Origin of the sequence: Bradyrhizobium sp. URHA0013, from assembly GCF_000518345.1 — a bacterium.
Lineage (GTDB): Bacteria > Pseudomonadota > Alphaproteobacteria > Rhizobiales > Xanthobacteraceae > Bradyrhizobium.
In genome coordinates, this window is record NZ_JADK01000016.1 from 54711 (window position 1) to 72229 (window position 17519).

16 protein-coding genes and 1 pseudogene are annotated in these 17519 nt (G+C 63.9%); 5 read left to right on the forward strand and 12 right to left on the reverse strand.

The genetic code is table 11. The features are described 5' to 3' along the window. The first annotated feature begins 140 nt into the window (after positions 1-140). Positions 141-2246 (forward strand): S9 family peptidase, encoded by a 2106-nt coding sequence (locus N551_RS0119735; RefSeq protein ID WP_027568364.1) that lies wholly within the window; start codon positions 141-143, stop codon positions 2244-2246. A gap of 181 nt (positions 2247-2427) precedes the next feature. Here the strand turns inward: N551_RS0119735 and N551_RS0119740 are convergent, their stop codons facing one another. The 6 genes from N551_RS0119740 to N551_RS0119765 form a co-directional block, all read right to left on the reverse strand. Next, the gene (locus N551_RS0119740; RefSeq protein ID WP_027568365.1) at positions 2428-3519 is read right to left on the reverse strand and encodes an SMP-30/gluconolactonase/LRE family protein; all 1092 of its coding nucleotides are present in this window, start codon (positions 3517-3519) and stop codon (positions 2428-2430) included. An 82-nt stretch (positions 3520-3601) separates the two neighbouring features. Next, positions 3602-4321, reverse strand: a complete 720-nt coding sequence (locus N551_RS0119745; protein WP_027568366.1) for a ribonuclease activity regulator RraA — start codon at positions 4319-4321, stop codon at positions 3602-3604. A gap of 10 nt (positions 4322-4331) precedes the next feature. Then, positions 4332-6071 (reverse strand): L-arabinonate dehydratase, encoded by a 1740-nt coding sequence (gene araD / locus N551_RS0119750; protein ID WP_027568367.1) that lies wholly within the window; start codon positions 6069-6071, stop codon positions 4332-4334. Continuing rightward, positions 6068-6925, reverse strand: coding sequence for an ABC transporter permease (locus N551_RS0119755; protein WP_027568368.1), 858 nt, complete (start codon positions 6923-6925; stop codon positions 6068-6070). The genes araD and N551_RS0119755 overlap by 4 nt, the downstream gene beginning before the upstream one ends. 11 nt (positions 6926-6936) lie before the next feature. Then, a complete protein-coding gene (locus tag N551_RS0119760; RefSeq protein ID WP_027568369.1) occupies positions 6937-7698 on the reverse strand; it encodes an ABC transporter ATP-binding protein in 762 nt (253 codons plus the stop codon). Further along, positions 7698-8717 carry an ABC transporter substrate-binding protein gene (locus N551_RS0119765; RefSeq protein ID WP_027568370.1) on the reverse strand — a complete coding sequence of 340 codons (1020 nt, stop codon included), beginning with the start codon at positions 8715-8717 and terminating at the stop codon, positions 7698-7700. The genes N551_RS0119760 and N551_RS0119765 overlap by 1 nt, the downstream gene beginning before the upstream one ends. 95 nt (positions 8718-8812) lie before the next feature. Here N551_RS0119765 and N551_RS0119770 point away from each other — a divergent pair, with 95 nt between their 5' ends. From N551_RS0119770 to N551_RS0119780, 3 genes are all read left to right on the forward strand, one after another. Next, positions 8813-9529 carry a GntR family transcriptional regulator gene (locus N551_RS0119770; RefSeq protein ID WP_027568371.1) on the forward strand — a complete coding sequence of 239 codons (717 nt, stop codon included), beginning with the start codon at positions 8813-8815 and terminating at the stop codon, positions 9527-9529. A gap of 199 nt (positions 9530-9728) precedes the next feature. Then, positions 9729-10157: a response regulator gene (locus N551_RS0119775; protein ID WP_027568372.1), complete on the forward strand. Its 429-nt coding sequence runs from the start codon at positions 9729-9731 to the stop codon at positions 10155-10157. Further along, positions 10135-13731: a PAS domain S-box protein gene (locus N551_RS0119780; protein WP_027568373.1), complete on the forward strand. Its 3597-nt coding sequence runs from the start codon at positions 10135-10137 to the stop codon at positions 13729-13731. The genes N551_RS0119775 and N551_RS0119780 overlap by 23 nt, the downstream gene beginning before the upstream one ends. A gap of 122 nt (positions 13732-13853) precedes the next feature. On the opposite strand, the gene N551_RS0119785 is transcribed toward N551_RS0119780, so the two are convergent. Continuing rightward, positions 13854-14489: a response regulator transcription factor gene (locus tag N551_RS0119785; protein ID WP_007604420.1), complete on the reverse strand. Its 636-nt coding sequence runs from the start codon at positions 14487-14489 to the stop codon at positions 13854-13856. A 185-nt stretch (positions 14490-14674) separates the two neighbouring features. On the opposite strand from N551_RS0119785, the pseudogene N551_RS39385 reads away from it, so the two are divergent. After that, positions 14675-14928: pseudogene (locus tag N551_RS39385) on the forward strand (hypothetical protein). A 54-nt stretch (positions 14929-14982) separates the two neighbouring features. On the opposite strand, the gene N551_RS0119790 reads toward N551_RS39385, so the two are convergent. From N551_RS0119790 to N551_RS0119810, 5 genes are all read right to left on the reverse strand, one after another. After that, entirely contained in the window at positions 14983-15486 is a 504-nt protein-coding gene (locus N551_RS0119790) for a response regulator (protein ID WP_027568374.1), read from the reverse strand. 140 nt (positions 15487-15626) lie between these two features. Next, entirely contained in the window at positions 15627-15941 is a 315-nt protein-coding gene (locus N551_RS0119795; RefSeq protein ID WP_027568375.1) for a hypothetical protein, read from the reverse strand. Between the two features lie 2 nt (positions 15942-15943). Further along, complete coding sequence (locus N551_RS0119800; RefSeq protein ID WP_027568376.1) at positions 15944-16825, reverse strand: protein-glutamate O-methyltransferase CheR; 882 nt, start codon at positions 16823-16825, stop codon at positions 15944-15946. A 60-nt stretch (positions 16826-16885) separates the two neighbouring features. Further along, positions 16886-17272 (reverse strand): response regulator, encoded by a 387-nt coding sequence (locus tag N551_RS0119805; RefSeq protein WP_027568377.1) that lies wholly within the window; start codon positions 17270-17272, stop codon positions 16886-16888. Between the two features lie 31 nt (positions 17273-17303). After that, the coding region (locus N551_RS0119810) for a chemotaxis protein CheW (protein ID WP_027568378.1) at positions 17304-17519 on the reverse strand (216 nt) is incomplete at its 5' end.

The following is a 17519-nucleotide window of genomic DNA, read 5'->3' on the forward strand; positions in this document are numbered from 1 at the left end:
GCGGCGGGGATTAGGAAGCCTAAAGCATAGAAGGGACCGATCAACAACCCGGCGACTGGCGCAGTCCTTGCCGCAGTGGCGCTGGCAATTCGAGGAATCGGGGCGATATAAGGTGAAACACGCATCTGAGTGAGGATCGAGTGACACAGGCCAAAACACCTTCCCAGCCCCCCGTCGCCCCGCGCCGGCCGCATTCCTTCACGCGGCACGGGGTCACCGTGACCGACGACTATGCCTGGCTGAAGGACGAGAAATGGCAGGAGGTGCTGCGTGACCCCGCGGTGCTCGATCCCGACATCCGCAAATATCTCGACGCAGAAAATAGCTACACCGAGAGCCTGCTCGGCCATACCGCAGCCCTCCAGAAGACGCTGGTGCGCGAGATGCGGGGGCGGATCAAGGAGGACGATTCCAGCGTGCCGTCGCCGGATGGTCCCTTCGCCTATTTCCGCAAGTTCCGCGAAGGCGGCCAGCACGAGCTGTTCGGCCGCATGCCGCGCGATGGCGGCGAGGGCCACATCGTGCTCGACGGCGATGCGCTCGCCAAGGACCACACCTATTTCAAATTCGGCGGCAGCCGGCACTCGAACGACCACAGGCTGCAGGCCTGGAGCGCCGACACCAAGGGCTCGGAATATTTCTCCATCCGCGTGCGCGACTGGGCGACCGGCAAGGACTTCGACGACGTCGTCGAGGAGACCGACGGCGGCGTGGTCTGGAGCAAGGACGCCACGTCGTTCTTCTACGTGAAGCTCGACGACAATCACCGCCCGATGCAGGTGTGGCGGCACAAGCTCGGCACTGGGCAGGCCGACGACACGCTGGTCTACGAAGAGCAAGATTCAGGCTGGTTCACCCATCTGCAGGAGAGCACCAGCGGCCGCTTCTGCGTGATCGCGGGCGGCGACCACGAGACCTCCGAGCAGCGGCTGATCGACCTCGCCCATCCCGACGCACCGCCGCGCCTCGTCGCGGCTCGCGAGGAAGGCGTGCAATACTCGCTCGCCGACCGGGGCGACGAACTCTTCATCCTCACCAACGCCGACGACGCCATCGACTTCAAGATCGTCACCGCGCCGCTCGCATCACCCGAGCGCAAGAACTGGCGCGATCTGATCCCGTATCGTCCCGGCATCTACATCATCGACCTCGATCTCTATGCCGGCCACATGGTGCGGCTGGAGCGCGCCAATGCGTTGCCGTCGATCGTGATCCGCGACCTCGCGACCAAGGACGAGCACGCCATCGCGTTCGACGAGGCGGCCTATTCGCTCGACACGATGGGCTCCTACGAGTTCGAGACGACGAATTTGCGTTTCGCCTATTCGTCGATGACGACGCCGTCGGAAGTCTACGATTACGACATGGTCAAGCGCACGCGCACCCTGCGCAAGCGGCAGGAGATTCCGTCCGGCCACGATGCGGCCGACTACGTTACGACGCGCATCATGGCGAAGGCGCAGGACGGCGCCGAGGTGCCGGTCTCGATCCTCCATCGCCGCGGGCTCACGCTCGACGGCGCGGCGCCGCTGCTGCTCTACGGCTACGGCTCCTACGGCATGGCGATGCCGGCCTCGTTCAGCGCCAACCGGCTGTCGCTGGTCGATCGCGGCTTCGTCTATGCCATCGCCCATATCCGCGGCGGCGCCGATAAGGGCTGGGGCTGGTACCTCGACGGCAAGCGCGAGAAGAAGACGAATTCGTTCGACGACTTCTCTGCCAGCGCCCGCGCACTGATCGATACGAAGTACACCAGCGCAAAGCGCATCATCGGCCACGGCGGCTCGGCCGGCGGCATGCTGATGGGCGCGGTGGCGAACCGCGCCGGCGAATTGTTCGCCGGCATCGTCGCCGAAGTGCCGTTCGTCGATGTGCTCAACACCATGCTCGACGACACGCTGCCGCTGACGCCGCCGGAATGGCCGGAATGGGGCAACCCGATCGAGAGCGAGAAGGATTTCCGCACCATCCTGTCCTATTCGCCCTACGACAATGTCGCGGCGAAAGACTATCCGGCGATCCTGGCGATGGGCGGGTTGACCGATCCGCGTGTCACCTATTGGGAGCCCGCCAAATGGATCGCGCGCCTGCGCGCGACCATGAACGGCGGCGGCCCGGTCCTGCTCCGCACCAACATGGGCGCCGGCCATGGCGGCGCCTCGGGACGCTTCAATCGGCTCGATGAAGTCGCGATCGTCTATGCGTTCGCGCTGTGGGCGGCGGGGATGGCGGAGGCCGGGGTGTAGGCCCAGCGTCGTCCCGGCGAAGGCCGGGACCCATACCGCGTGATTGATCGATGAAGCACGGCATTCGTACCGTGGAATCTCTTAATTACGAATCTTCGCGAAACTCCGCCCTGTGGTTATGGGTCCCGGCCTTCGCCGGGACGACATCGAAATTGAGGCGCCAACTATCGCCCCACAAAACCTATACCGCCCCGTGCGCTTCCACATACAGCGCATACACCGAGTGGCTGCTGGCCATATACAAGCGATTGTTCTTCGGTCCGCCGAAGCAGAGATTGGCGCAGCGTTCGGGCAGCTTGATAAAGGCTAGCGGCTTGGCGTCCGCGTTGAACACCATCACGCCATCGAGATCCTCCGACTTGCCCTTGAGCTGAAACACCTTGCGGCCGGCGATTTCGGTCGGCTCGGATTGCAGCGCACCGTTGGAGCCCCAGCCGCACCAGAGATTGCCGTCGCGGTCGACGCGAAAGCCGTCGAGCGAGGCCTGGTCGGCGGCGTCGATCAGCTTGGTCTTGCCGCTGAGCGAACCGTCGTCACCGACATTGTAGCTCCAGATGCTGCGGTTGGGCGTACCTTTCCACTCGACGACGTAGAGCTTCTTCTCGTCCGGCGAGAAGGCGAGGCCGTTTGGATTGACGAGGTCGGTGAGCACAGCGCTGATCTTGCCGTCCTTGGCGATGCGGTAGACGTTGGTGGTGGCCTGCTCGGCCTTCTCCTTCTTGCCCTCCCACTCGCCGTTGATGCCGAACAGGGGATCGGTGAACCAGATGCTGTCGTCGGATTTCACCACGATGTCGTTCGGCGAATTCAGCCGCTTGCCCTCGAACTTGTCGGCCAGCACGGTGATCTTGCCGTCCTTCTCGGTGCGGGTGATACGGCGGGTCACCGAGTGCTCGCAGGTGACGAGGCGGCCCTGGCGGTCGCGCGCATTGCCGTTGGCGTAGTTCGCATTCGCGCGGAACACGCTGGTCTGCCCGGTCTTCTCGTCGAACTTCATGATCCGGTTGTTGGGAATGTCCGAGAACAGCAGATAGCCGCCCTCGGGAAAATAGGCGGGGCCTTCGGCCCAGCGCATGCCTGACGCGACCTGCTCGACCGTCGAGGAATAGAGCCGGTATTTTCCGAAGCTCGGATCGAGGATCTGGATGGCGGGATCGGGATAGCGCTGGTTCGGCGTGAACGGAAACGACTGGGCACCGGCGGCGCGGGCGAGACACGTGGAAGCCGCCGCCGCGCCAGCGCCAGCCAAGAGATTGCGTCGTGTGAAATTCATGGAATCCTCCCGGGTGATTTAAGGCCGGCGCTTGCTGCGGCCGGCCTGTTTCTTGAAAAGATCTGGTGCCGGCGCGCGGCCCTTACCTTCCGTTCGCCTTCCGCCATGCGGCGAAGTCGGTCAGCGTCTGCGGGTCCGTCGCCGGATAGAGACCGAAAATGCCGCGGCCCTTGTTGACTTCCTCGGTGACGAAGTCCTCGAACGCGGTCATCTCGAAGGTCTCGTTGGCGATCTCTTCAGTGAGATGCGCGGGGATCACGATCACGCCGTCGCTGTCGCCGAGAATGACGTCGCCGGGAAACACCGGCGCGTCACCGCAGCCAATGGGAACGTTGATCTCGATGGCGTGATGCAGCGTCAGATTGGTCGGCGCGCTCGGGCGGTGGTGGTAGGCGGGGATGCCCAGCTTGGCGATCTCGGCCGAGTCGCGAAAACCGCCGTCGGTGACGACACCGGCGACACCGCGCTTCATCAAGCGGGTGACCAGGATCGCACCGGCGGAAGCGGCCCGTGCATCCTTGCGGCTGTCCATCACCAGCACGTGACCCGGCGGGCAATCCTCGACCGCCTTGCGTTGCGGATGGGAGCGGTCCTTGAAGACCTCGATGGTGTTGAGATCCTCGCGGGCCGGCATATAGCGCAGCGTGAAGGCTTCACCGACCATGGTCGGCTGGTCGGCACTGAGCGGGTGCACATCCTGGATCATCTGGATGCGCAGGCCGCGCTTGAACAACGCAGTGGCGACGGTGGCGGTGGAGACGGATTTGAGCTTGTTGCGGGTGGCTTCGCTAAGTTTGGTCATGTCACGCTCTCTAGTAAATCGAGGGCTCGCCGATCGGCGCGCCGAAATCGGTCTCGAGGAAGTCGAAGTCGCAGCCGTCATTGGCCTGCTTGATGTGCGTGGTGAACATCCAGCCATAGCCGCGCTCGAAGCGGCGTTCGGGCTGCTTCCAGGCGGCGCGGCGCTTTTCGAGCTCGGCCTTCGGCACATCGAGATTGATGGTGCGCGCAGCGACATCGAGCGTGATGCGGTCGCCGTTCCGCACCAGCGCCAGCGGCCCGCCGACATAGGATTCGGGGGCGACGTGCAGAATGCAGGCGCCGTAGCTGGTGCCGCTCATGCGCGCATCGGAGATCCGCACCATGTCGCGCACGCCCTGCTTCACGAGCTTGGTCGGGATCGGGAGCATGCCCCATTCCGGCATGCCCGGTCCGCCCTGCGGCCCCGCATTGCGCAAGATGAGAATGTGGTCTTCGGTGACGTCGAGATCGGGATCATCGACCGCCTTTTTCATCGACGGATAATCGTCGAACACCAGCGCAGGCCCGGTGTGCTTGAGGAAGCGCGGCGCGCAGGCGCTCGGCTTGATGACGCAGCCGTCGGGCGCGAGATTGCCCTTGAGCACGGCGAGTGCACCTTCCTTGTAGATGGGATTGTCGATCGAGCGGATCACATCGTCGTTGTGAACCTCGGCGCCATCGATGTTCTCGCCGACAGTCTTACCGGTGACGGTGATGCAGTCGAGATGCAGATGCGGCTTGATCTGGCCCATCAATGCCGGCAAGCCGCCGGCATAAAAGAAGTCCTCCATCAGATAGGCATCGCCGCTCGGCCGCACATTGGCGATGACGGGCACCTTGCGGCTCGCAATCTCGAAATCGTCGAGGCCAATGTCGAGACCGGCGCGGCGAGCCTGCGCGATCAGATGGATGATCGCATTGGTCGAACAGCCCATCGCCATCGCCACTGCGATCGCGTTCTCGAACGCCCTGCGGGTCTGGATCGTCTTCGGCGTCAGATCTTCCCAGACCATCTCGACGATGCGGCGACCGCATTCGGAGGCCATGCGGATATGGTTGGCGTCGGCGGCAGGAATCGAGGAGGCGCCCGGCAGCGTCATGCCGATCGCCTCGGCAATCGCCGTCATGGTGGAAGCCGTGCCCATGGTCATGCAGGTGCCATAGCTGCGGGCAATGCCGGCTTCGATGTCGAGCCAGTCCTTGTCGGAGATCTTGCCGGCGCGGCGCTCGTCCCAGTATTTCCAGCCGTCCGAGCCCGAGCCGAGCGTCTTGCCCTTCCAATTGCCGCGCAGCATCGGACCTGCCGGCAGATAGATCGCCGGAATGTTCATCGAAGTGGCGCCCAGCAGCAGCGCCGGCGTGGTCTTGTCGCAGCCGCCCATCAGCACCACGCCGTCGACGGGATGGCTGCGCAGCAGCTCCTCGGCGTCCATCGCCAGCAGATTGCGATAGAGCATCGTGGTCGGCTTGAGCAGCGATTCCGACAGCGACAGCGCCGGCAGCTCCAGCGGCAGGCCGCCGGCCATCAGGATGCCGCGCTTGACGTCGTCGACGCGCGACTTGAAGTGCATGTGGCAGGGCTGCGCGTCCGACCAGGTGTTGAGGATCGCGATCATCGGGCGGTCCTTCCACTCCTCCGGCGCGTAGCCCATCTGCATGGTGCGGGAGCGGTGACCGAATGAGCGGAGATCGTCGGGTGCGAACCAGCGCGCGCTGCGGAGCTGGTCGGGCGTTAGTTTCTTCTTGGTCATGATTGGGTGCCCCATTTCTGCACGGTGTTCCGCTCGATGGCGCGGAAGATCAGGTTCTCGACAAAAAGCCCGATGATGATCACCGTCAAGAGGCCGGCGAAGACCGCAGGTATGTCGAGGAGGTTGCGGTTTTCGAAGATGAACCAGCCGAGCCCGCCCTGCCCCGAGGACACGCCGAACACCAGCTCGGCCGCGATCAGCGTGCGCCAGGCAAAGGCCCAACCGATCTTGAGGCCGGTCAGGATCGAGCCGAACGCCGCGGGGATGAGGATTTTCGCGACGTAAGGCAATCCGCGCAGGCCGTAATTGCGACCGACCATGCGCAGCGTGTTGGACACGCTCTTGAAGCCGGAATGGGTGTTGAGTGCGACCGGCCACAGCACCGAATGGATCAGCACAAACACCAGACTGCCATTGCCGAGACCGAACCAGATCAAAGCGAGCGGCAACAGCGCGATCGCCGGCAGCGGATTGAACATCGCCGTGACAGTCTCGAGGAAATCGGTGCCGATGCGGGTCGAGATCGCGAGCACGGTGAAGATCGCGGCGAGCGCGATGCCGGCCGAATAGCCCATGAAAAGGACCTTCAGCGAGGCCCAGGCGCGCATCGGGATGGTGCCGTCCTTCACACGCTCGAACATCGTGATGACGGTGTCGTGCAGCGTCGGAAACAGCAGGGGATTGTCGAGCGTGAGGCCGTAGGCCTCCCAGACCGCCGCGAGAAACAGGATGATGACGGTCTTGCGGACAAAACCATCGTTCCACAACAGCTCGGGCACGCTCAGCTTGCGCTCGACTTCGGCTGCGCTGCCGGCGACCGGCGCCTCACGCAGCAGGATTCTGGCTTCGCCCATGAGAGGCTCCCTCAATGCGCCGTGGCTTCGGAGGCGAACAGGAGATCGTGAATCTCCTTCTCGAGCCGGCCGGCACTGCCATCGTCATTGGAGACCTTGTCGACGTCGACCACCTCGGCCTTGACGCGGCCGGGATGCGGCGACAGCAGCAGGATGCGGTTGCCGATGCGGATCGCTTCCGCAATCGAGTGGGTTACGAACAGCACGGTGAATTTGGTCTCGCTCCAGAGCTGGAGTAGCTCGTCCTGGCAGGTTCGCCGCGTCAGCGCGTCGAGCGCGGCGAACGGCTCGTCCATCAGCAGGATGTCGGGCTCCATCGCCATGCCGCGCGCGATCGCGACGCGCTGCTTCATGCCGCCGGAGAGCGTGTGCGGATAAGCATCGACGACGCGGGTCAGGCCGACCTTCTCGATATAGGCCCGCGCCCGCGCATCGGCGTCCTTGCGCGACAATTTTCGCGCGGTCAGCAGCGGAAACATCACGTTGGCCAGCACGCTCTTCCAGGGCAGCAGCTGGTCGAACTCCTGGAAGATCATCATGCGATCGGCGCCGGGACCGTGAATCTCGCGGTCGTTGATGGTCATGCGGCCTTCGCTCGGCGCCATGTAGCCGCCGACGGCCTTGAGCAGGGTCGATTTGCCGCAGCCGGACGGCCCGAGCAGCACGAAGCGATCGGACCTGTCGACGGTGAAGCTCACCCTTTCCGTGGCGGTGACGACGGCGCTGGAGGTCTTGTAACGCAGCGTCACGGAGCTGACGTCGAGCAGCGCCATCAGTTGCCCTTCAGATCGTGGGCGACGGGGAGATAGTAATCGGTCCAGGCCTTGGGTTGAGTCTTTAGCGTACCGGTCTTGAACAGATGCGCGGCGAATTTCATCGTGCCCTGCGGCTCGAGATTCCACTCCATCATGCCGGGCTCCTTCAGGAGGTCGAGCAGCTCTTCCACCGAGGTCTTGTCACCGGTGATCTCCTTGTAGATCTCGACCGCCTGTCTGGTGTCGCTGCGGATCAGATCCTGCGCTTCCTTGGTCGCATCACGCACGGCCTGGATGATTTTCGGGTTGGCATCGGCGAACTTCGTGGTGGTGAAGAACTGCGCCTGGCTGAGCGGGCCGCCCATTACGTCCGGCGACGACAGCACGACATGCGCGCCCGGCACGTTCTTCAGCTCGAGGAAGGTGAACGGCGGGATCGAAAAATGGGTATGCACCTCGTGCTTGGCGTTGGACAGTGCCGCATAGGCGTCGGGGTGGCCGAGCTGCACCGTGTTGACGTCCAGCTTCGACCATTGGTCGGCACCAAAAGCCTCGGCGGCGGCGATCTGGAGCACGATCGCCTGGGTCGAGACTTTCACCGTCGGCACGGCGATCTTGTCGCTGGGGCCGAAATCCTTGATCGACTTGATGTTGGCGTCGCGGCTGATCAGCGTCATCGGCTGCGCCGAGGTCGCGACGATGCCCTTGACACCGCCGCGCGTGCGATCCCACAGCAGCAAGAGATTGCCGGTGCCGGTGTTGAGAATATCGACGCCGCCCGCGAGCAGCGCATCGGTCTGCGCGCCGCCGCCGGAGAAGGTGACCCATTTGGTGGTGACACCGGCCACCCCGAGCTGAGCTGCGTGCTTCTCGATCAGCTTCTGCTTTTCCATGATGTGGCTCGGCATGTAGAAAATGCCGGGCTGGCGCGACAGCGAGATCTCGGATTTTTGCTGCGCTGACGCGGACGAAACCGTCAGCGCCGTGGCGGCGATCAGGGCGACGGCCGTGAGGCCACACTGCAATTGCTTGATCATTGTTGTTCGTTTCCTCCGGCCGCCATTGACGAGCGATCTTGCTGATGCACTAATGCATTAGTGCCTCAAAGGCAAGGCCGGCCGGAGCCCTTCGCATGGAAACAGCCCAACCCGCATCCCGCGCGGCCGTCCGCCCCGGCGCGCGGCTCGACCGGGCCCGGCAGGCCGCACCGCAAGTGTTCGAGCGCCTGCGCAACGCCATTCTCGCGCTCGAATTGCCGCCCGGCTCGCCGCTGTCGCGCACGGATCTCGCCGCACAATTCGGCGTCAGCTCGACGCCGATCCGCGACGCCTTGATGCGGCTGGAGGAAGAAAGTCTGGTCGACGTGTTTCCGCAGCACGCGACCGTCGTCAGCCGGGTCGACGTCGGTCGAGCCGAGCAGGCCCATTTCCTGCGTCAGGCACTGGAACTCGAAATCGTCCGGCTGCTCGCGGAGCAACATGACGACGCTCTGGTCATACGCCTCGACCATACGATCGCGCTCCAGCAGCAATTCGCCAAGGCGGGAGACTTCGAGAGCTTCATCGCCGGCGACAATGATTTTCACGCGCAGCTTTATGCCGCGGCTGGCAAGCAGGAACTCTGGACGCTGGTGCGCAGCCGCAGCGGACATATCGACCGGCTGCGCCGGCTGCATCTGCCCTCACCCGGCAAGGCCCAGAACATCGTCCGCCACCACAAGCTGATCACGCGCGCGATCGAGGCCGGCGACGCCGATGCTGCGCAACAGCATCTGCGCAAGCACCTGTCGGGCACGCTGAGCGAGCTCGATACGATCCGGAGCCACTATCCGGAATATTTGACCGACTAAGCCTATGGCGCGCGATCGTCGCGAGCAGTTGTGCACGTCACCGTGCATAAGTTGACGCAACCGATTCGCCTTTCGCGAGCAATCGTCGGATCGATGGCGAAGTGCTTGCAGGCCGGATGCAATCCGCGCAACAATTTCAGAGTTGATGGTTTGATTTGCGGTCGCTGGGAAACCCCATCCGACCCGGAGGATACCAGACGTGGCCAACATCCTGATCGTGGATGACGACCCGGCCGTGCAGATGACGATTCGGCTGCTCCTGGAGAGGGCCGGTCACCACATCACCGTCGCCGGAGACGGCCGCAAGGGACTTGCGCTGTTCGAAGCCAGCCAGTTCGACCTGCTGTTTCTCGACATCTTCATGCCCGGCATGGACGGCCTGGAGACGATGCGCCACATCCGGGCGCTGCAGCCGGCGATTCCGATCGTCGTCATTTCCGGCCGTTCGTTCACGCCGGACGCCGATGCGGAGCCAGACTTCCTCAAGATGGCGACCAAGCTCGGCGCGGTCGCGAGCCTGCAGAAGCCGTTCCGGGCCGACGCGCTGCTCGCCGCGGTCGCTGGCTGCCTGGACGCGGCGCGGACGGTATCGGTGAGGAATCCGGATGTCAGCACCGGCCGCCGATGACAAGAACCTTCATTCTATTCCAACGGAGCCCGGGCACGGCCATTCAGGAAGCGGTGCAAATTTCCCCATGACCCTCGCTACGCGGCTCGCCATCGCGATGATCCTGCTGGTGGCGGTCACCGTGGCCGCAGTCGGCTGGCTCGGCTATCGCAACATCACCCAGGCCGTCATTCCGCGTGTCCTGGAACGGATTGAAGCCCAGTCGAGCCTGCTGGCCACCCATCTTGAATCCTACGTTGCCGGCGCCCGTGGCGATCTGCTCGGTTATCGCTCCGCCGCTGCCATCAATGGCCTGATCCGCGCCCATGTCGGTGGGGGCATCGACGCAGTCGACGGCGTTTCGGAGCAAACCTGGCGCGAGCGCATCGCAGCGCGGTTCGCAGCCGAGATCGACGCGAAACCAAGCTACGGGCAATTTCGAATCATCGGCCTTGACGACGATCAACGCGAACTGGTCCGCGTCGATCGCGCCGGCCAGAACGGAGCAGCACGGATTGTTCCCAACGGCGAACTCGAACGCAAGAGCGAACGAACCTACTTCCAGGAGACGATTCGACTGGCGCCGGGCGACATCTATGTTTCGCCCATCGATCTCGCCACCCGGCAGGGAGGAACCACGGATCCTCACATTCCGACGTTGCGCGTCGCGACGCCGCTGTTCACGCCTGATAGCAAGCCGTTCGGCATCATCATCGCCAACATCGACATGCGTCCCGCGCTCGACCGCGTTCGTTCAACCGCGAGCGCAGGAGGAGAAATCTATGTCGTGAATTCGCGTGGCGACTATCTTGTCCACCCCGATCGCGCGCGGGAATTCGGTGCATTGCTTGGCAACGCCAACGATTGGCGCCGGGACTTTCCTTTCTTTGCAGCCCGGGCCGGCCAGCCGCAAGGATCCACGCAGCTCACGAGCGACCGGTCTGGCCGGCCGAGTGGAGCGGCGATCGCACCGGCGCTGCTGGCTGGCAAGGAGTGGTTGGCTATCATCGAGACGGCCCCCGCATCCGTGTTCAGCCGCGTTCCGGCGGCCATTCAAAAAACCTCCTCGCTGGTCGGCCTGCTTGCTGTCCTTGCCGCAGCTTTGCTTGCGGTGCTGCTGGCGCGCTCATTAACGCGGCCGATCGGGCGTTTGACCGCGGCGGTGGAGGCGATCGGCAGCGGGCGGCGCGCCGATATTCCCGTCGATGCAAGCGGAGAGACAGGCGTGCTGGCGCGGGCCTTTGCGCAAATGGTCGAAGAAACGAGAGCGAAGACGGCCGCTCTCGAACGCGAGATCGAGGAGCATCGCCGCACCGAGGCCGCGCGAAGCCATCATGAAGCGCGCGAGCGCTTGTTCAGCGCCGCCGTCGAATCCTCCGACGACGCGATCGTGATGCAATCGCTCGACGCCATCATCACCGGCTGGAATGCCGCCGCTGAGCGTCTCTACGGCTATTCGGCGAATGAGGCGATCGGGCAATCCACCTCGATCATCGTCCCACCCGACCGACGCGAGCAAGGCAAGGACTATTTGCGGCGGATCGCCGGAGGAGAACCGATCGAACGCTTCGAGACCGTGCGCCTGCGCAAGGAAGGCACGCCGGTCGAAATCTCACTCAGCCTGTCGCCGATCAGGGGCCCGTCAGGCGAGATCGTGGGCGCCTCCGGCACCGCGCGCAGCCTCACCGAGGCGCGGCGTGCCGAGCGGGCGCTGCAGCAGCAGCTCGAGGAACGGCGTCAGATCTTCGAGACCTCGCAGGATCTGATCATGGTGATGGACGCGCGCGGGCACATCGCGCAGATCAGTCCGAGCAGCGAGGCCATTATCGGCTACCGGCCGGAGCAGATGATCGGCCGCAGCGGCGCCGATTTCATTCATCCCGGCCATCTCGACCAGTCGCGCGACGAGATGCGCGCGCTCAGGCGCGGCGAGCGGCTGAAGCTCGCCGACACCCGCTGCTTCCACAAGGACGGTCGCGAGGTCTGGCTGTCTTGGCTCGGCAGCTGGTCCGACCAGGCCCAGCGCTACTTCTTTGTCGGGCGCGACATGACGGAGGCGAGGCTTGCACAGGAGTCCTTGCGGGAGAGCGAACAGCTTGCGCGCAACATCGTCGAGACCTCGCTCGATGCTTTCACCCAGACAGACCACACCGGCGCCATCCTGAGTTGGAACTCGCAGGCCGAGAAGCTCTTCGGATGGACGCGTGAGGAGGCGATCGGCGAGAATGCGATTGAGCTTTTCGTCGCCCCCAGTGAGCGCGAAAGCGTCAGGGCCAGACTGAAGCTCTTTCTCGAATCCGAGCAACAATCGCTGGCCAATCCACGGCGCGAACTTTTGGTGCGGCGGCGCGACGGCAAGGAATTCAGGGCCGAGCTCAGTGTCACGGCGCTCCGGCGACGCGAAGGCGTTCTTTTCAATTCGTTCTACCGCGACCTGACCGACAAGATCGCGGCTGACGAGCGCATCCGCCAGGCCGAGAAGATGGAGGCGGTCGGCCAGCTCACCGGCGGCGTGGCGCACGACTTCAACAACATCCTCACCGTCATCACCGGCACGATCGAGATCCTGGCCGACGCGGTGGCCAAGGAGCCGGAGCTCGCCGCGATCACGAAGATGATCGACGAGGCCGCCGGGCGTGGCGCCGAGCTGACGCAGCACCTGCTGGCGTTTGCGCGCAAGCAGCCGCTTCAGCCGCGCGAAATCGACGTCAACGCGTTGATCATCGACACCGCGAAACTGTTGCGGCCGACGCTGGGCGAGCAGATCCATATCGAATCGGTGTTCGAGGACGAGAACTGCGTCGCGATCGTCGATCCCAGCCAGCTCACCACCGCAATCCTCAACCTCGCGCTCAATGCCCGCGATGCCATGCCAGGCGGCGGCAAGCTGATCGTGGAGACGGGGGCGGCCTATCTCGACGAGGTCTATGCCAGCGTCAACGACGTCCCGCCGGGCCACTACGTGATGATCGCCGTGAGCGACACCGGCAGCGGAATTCCCGCCAACATGCTGGCCAGGGTGTTCGACCCCTTCTTCACCTCGAAGGGACCCGGCAAGGGCACCGGACTCGGGCTTTCGATGGTCTACGGCTTCATCAAGCAGTCCGCGGGCCACATCAAGATCTACAGCGAGGAAGACCACGGCACCACGATCAAGATGTATCTGCCGCCCGGCAAGACGCCGACGTTGGTCGCCGACAGCGTGACGCCGGCGACCATCGAAGGCGGACACGAGACGATCCTGGTGGTCGAGGACGACCGGCTGGTGCGTGACTACGTGCTGGCGCAGCTGCATTCGCTCGGCTATGTCACCTTGCAGGCTGCGAACGCCGCGGAGGCGCTCGCAATCGTCGCCGCCAAAAAGCCGTTCGACCTCCTGTTCACCGACGTCATCATGCCCGGCAAGATGAACGGACGGCAGCTCGCCGACGAACTGCAGAGAACGCGCCCCGATCTCAGGGTGCTCTACACGTCCGGGTATACCGAGAACGCGATCATCCATCACGGCCGGCTGGATTCGGGCGTTCTGCTGCTGGCGAAGCCCTATCGCAAATCGGATCTGGCGCGGGCCATCCGCAAGGCGTTGAGCAGTTGATAGCGCGTCGGGCCGGGTGAGAGCCCGTAGCCCGGCTGAGCGAAGCGATACCCGGAAACACTCCGAGCCAAGTCCCGGATGTCGCTTCGCTCATCCGGGCTACGAAATGTCACCTACGGAATTTACGACGCGCGCTGGGCCGCGGTCATCACGATGCGGATCAGATCGGCGGCATTGCGCGCACCGAGCTTCTTCATGATGTTGGCGCGATGGTCCTCGATGGTGCGCGGGCTGATGCCGAGCGTGCGGCCGGCCTCCTTGTTGGAGGCGCCGGCGGCAAACTGCTCGAGCACCTCCCGCTCCCTGCGCGTCAACGGCTCGCGCCCGGGGAAATGCAGCGAGCCGAACTTCGGCGCCGCGTTCTCTGACTGCCTGCGTGCATAAGCACCGATCGCCTCGTCGAGCCGGCCGACGATCTCGCTGCCGCGGAACGGCTTCTCGATGAAGTCGAGCGCGCCGCTCTTGATGGCTCCCACCGCCATCGCGATATCGCCCTGTCCGGAGATCATGAAGATCGGTGCCGGATAGTCTTCCCCGTGCAGCTCATTGAGAATATCGAGGCCCGACTTGCCGGGAATGTGCACGTCGAGCAGGACCGCTGCAGGTGTGCGGCTTCGCGCGACGGAGAGCAATGCTGCGCCGTCCGCAAAACAGATCACCTCATAGCCAGCCGCCTTCAACACCATCGACAAGGTGTCGCGAACGGCAGCGTCGTCGTCGACCACGAAGATTTCACCGCGAGAGCTTTGTTCGGCCATGTGCCACACATCCGGTTGGCATGAAGGACTCGCGTCCGCCCCAACCGTTATGGCGTTCGGCGCGGATTCGGCCCACCGTATTTGTACGGGACATGGACTTAACGCACAAGTAGCGGCGAGGCGCCTAATTGCAGGGGACGGAGAATATCCATGCTAATTTGGCCGCTATGCCGCCTCTCGTGGCAATGCCCGAGGTCGAGAGCCGTGAGCTGATTGCGGCTGACCTTCGCATGCTGATCTCGCAAATCGAGACCAGCATGCGCCGGACCGCCACAGCCATGGATCAAGAACACGGGAGCGATCCGGAAGGTTCCGCCGACGTCTTCGTGCTCGACGATGTCACACCGCGGTATCCACGGCGATCGCCGCTCTCGACGCCTGCCGGGCCGGCCTTGGCCATGCCGTTAACTGCCTGTCGGAAACCGGCAGCACGGTATAGATCGCGGTTGCTGCGGCGCGACGACCGCATTTCACTGCATGGCAAGCACGCGGCTCAGGCGCGGTGCCGCTCCACGATCGCGTCGGTGGCGACACCACCCCAGGTGTGGATCGCCGGCAGGCCCATCGCGGTCTTGCCAAGGTTGGCGAGGCTGATGCGCAACGCGGCGAGATCCAGCGGCTTGGGCAGGCTCTGGAGCTCGATCCCGACGGAACGGGCGAAGCTGCGGGCGGCGCTGCGGCGCTTGCCGTCCATGCCGCTGATGACGATCACGGCGCCGCCAAATTTCGCCTTCGCCATCTCGCCCAGCACGTCGATGCCGTCGCCATCCTCCAGCACGAGATCGAGTGTCACGCAGTCGAAGCGCGCGGTGCGGAGCTTTTCGATCGCTTCGGCCACGGACGGCGCCACGCTGACTTCGTGGCCGGCCTGCTTGGCCGCGACCGTGATCAGGCTGCGCTGCGTGGCGTCGTCATCGACCACCAGAAGCTGAAGTGCACGCCGCTCGGCGCCGTCAGGGAGGTTTGACGGGAGAGGTGAGAAAGAGCTTCTGGGCATTGCGGTATCCTGAGATTGAGACCGGCAATGGATACACGGTTCGCGCTTAGGCGACGTAAAGCCGCGACGGCAAATTCAGTCGGTTGTTTCAGCAAATGTGAACCAACCTCGCGGCAAACGGCGACGAGACCAGGTGAAGATCACGCCGCTTCGTCACGGCCACCGGCGGCCCGCTTCTTCCGGTTCTTGCCACGCAGGAATTGGATGTCCATTTCGACGCCGTTGACGCGCACCAGTTCGCAGCGGCGGTAGGCAAGGCCGGTGGACGACAGCAGCAGGAAGAACTCTTTCAGGTTCAGGCCCTGAATCGAGCCTTCCACCGTCAGGACGGCGTCGGTGTCGGAGATCGCGTTGAGCTTGCAGTCGCGGCGCCAAGTGCCGTCGATGGCCATGATGCAGACATCATAGCCGCGACTGAACGTCACGCGTTCCGCGCCCTTGCCATCCTCGGCCATGCCTATCGTCCTGCCATGACCGCTACGCGCGGCGCGGCGCCGGCAAGAGCCGGCTTGGCGGCCGCGGCACGCGAGTCGTTCGGCTTGTAGAGACCGCGCTTCTCCGGAATCGGCTTGAACGTGTCGGTCAGTCCGACCACTGTTTCGGCCGCGCCCAGCACCAGGAAGCCGTCTCCCTCGATCTGGCGAGCCAGGCGGTTGAAGATATTGATCTTGGTGTCCTGGTCGAAATAGATCAGCACGTTGCGGCAGAAGATGACGTCGAAGGTGCCGAGCTGAGCGAAATCGTGCAGCAGATTGAGCTGCCGGTGCTGGATCATCGCCCGCAGCTCGGGATTGATCTGCCAGGTCTCGCCGGTCTGCTTGAAATATTTCATCAGCATCTGGATCGGCAAGCCACGCTGCACTTCGAACTGGCTGTAGATGCCGGCCTTGGCCTTCTCGAGCACCTCCTGCGACAGGTCGGTCGCGATGATCTCGAGGCGCCAGCCGGTCAGGGCCGCCCCCATCTCCTTCAGGCTCATCGCCAGCGAATAGGGCTCCTGCCCGGTCGAGCCGGCGGCGCACCAGATGCGCACGCTGCGGCGGCCGGCGCGCGCCTTGATGATCTCCGGCATGATGGTGTCGCGGAAATGATCGAACGGGACCTTGTCGCGAAAGAAGAAGGTCTCGTTGGTGGTCATCGCCTCGACCACGCTGGTGACGAGCGCGCCCGAGCCAGCGCCTTGCAGCTTCTGCACGAGCTCGCCGATGCCGGAGATCCCGGCCTTGCGCGCCAGCGGCAACAGCCGGCTTTCAATCAGATATTGCTTGTCTGCGGACAGATCGAGCCCGGAATGATCCCTCAGGAACTTACGCAGATACTCATACTCGGTCGGGGTCACTGATAGGCCTCTCGGAAGCTGTACTGGGAACACTCTGGCCGGAACACTCCGCCAGATAACTCAGACCATGGCTTGTCCGACCGGGATCAAGCCGACTTCAGCGAATTTGTCGGCGATGATGTCTTTGTCGAAGGGCTTCATGATGTACTCGTTGGCGCCGCCGCTGAGCGCCTGAGCGATATGAGCCACGTTGTTTTCGGTGGTGCAGAACACGACCTTGGGCTGGTCGCCGCCGGGCAGTCGGCGCATGTGGCCCATGAACTCGAAGCCGTCCATCACCGGCATGTTCCAGTCCAGCAGCACAGCGTCGGGCAGCTTGCGCTGACAGACTTCAAGCGCCTTGGAGCCGTCCTCGGCTTCCGTGACTTCGAATTCCAGGCCTTCCAGGATCCGGCGTGCGATCTTGCGCACGACGCTGGAATCATCGACCACCAAACACGTCTTCATTTTGGTTCTCCGGCTTCGATGTTTTTGGGGCTCACGCAGCCATTTGCACTTCGGTCTTGAGCTCGAGGACGCGATCGACGTCGAGGACGACCATGAGCTGGCCGTCGAGACGGTGGACACCGCCGGCGAGCTTGGCCATGCGGGGGTCGAGATTGACGGGGTTTTCTTCCATGCCGTCCTCGGCGAGCCGCAGCACTTCGCCGATCTGGTCGATCAGGAGGCCATAGGATTCACCGCGCAGGTCGAC

Coding starts and splice junctions, on each gene's coding strand:
- N551_RS0119770 (WP_027568371.1), top strand. CDS start 8,813: ATGGAAACAGCCCAACCCGCATCCCGCGCGGCCGTCCGCCCCGGCGCG.
- araD (WP_027568367.1), bottom strand. CDS start 6,071: ATGACCAAGAAGAAACTAACGCCCGACCAGCTCCGCAGCGCGCGCTGG.
- N551_RS0119780 (WP_027568373.1), top strand. CDS start 10,135: ATGTCAGCACCGGCCGCCGATGACAAGAACCTTCATTCTATTCCAACG.
- N551_RS0119745 (WP_027568366.1), bottom strand. CDS start 4,321: ATGACCAAACTTAGCGAAGCCACCCGCAACAAGCTCAAATCCGTCTCC.
- N551_RS0119760 (WP_027568369.1), bottom strand. CDS start 7,698: ATGGCGCTGCTCGACGTCAGCTCCGTGACGCTGCGTTACAAGACCTCC.
- N551_RS0119790 (WP_027568374.1), bottom strand. CDS start 15,486: ATGCCCAGAAGCTCTTTCTCACCTCTCCCGTCAAACCTCCCTGACGGC.
- N551_RS0119785 (WP_007604420.1), bottom strand. CDS start 14,489: ATGGCCGAACAAAGCTCTCGCGGTGAAATCTTCGTGGTCGACGACGAC.
- N551_RS0119765 (WP_027568370.1), bottom strand. CDS start 8,717: ATGATCAAGCAATTGCAGTGTGGCCTCACGGCCGTCGCCCTGATCGCC.
- N551_RS0119740 (WP_027568365.1), bottom strand. CDS start 3,519: ATGAATTTCACACGACGCAATCTCTTGGCTGGCGCTGGCGCGGCGGCG.
- N551_RS0119795 (WP_027568375.1), bottom strand. CDS start 15,941: ATGGCCGAGGATGGCAAGGGCGCGGAACGCGTGACGTTCAGTCGCGGC.
- N551_RS0119755 (WP_027568368.1), bottom strand. CDS start 6,925: ATGGGCGAAGCCAGAATCCTGCTGCGTGAGGCGCCGGTCGCCGGCAGC.
- N551_RS0119805 (WP_027568377.1), bottom strand. CDS start 17,272: ATGAAGACGTGTTTGGTGGTCGATGATTCCAGCGTCGTGCGCAAGATC.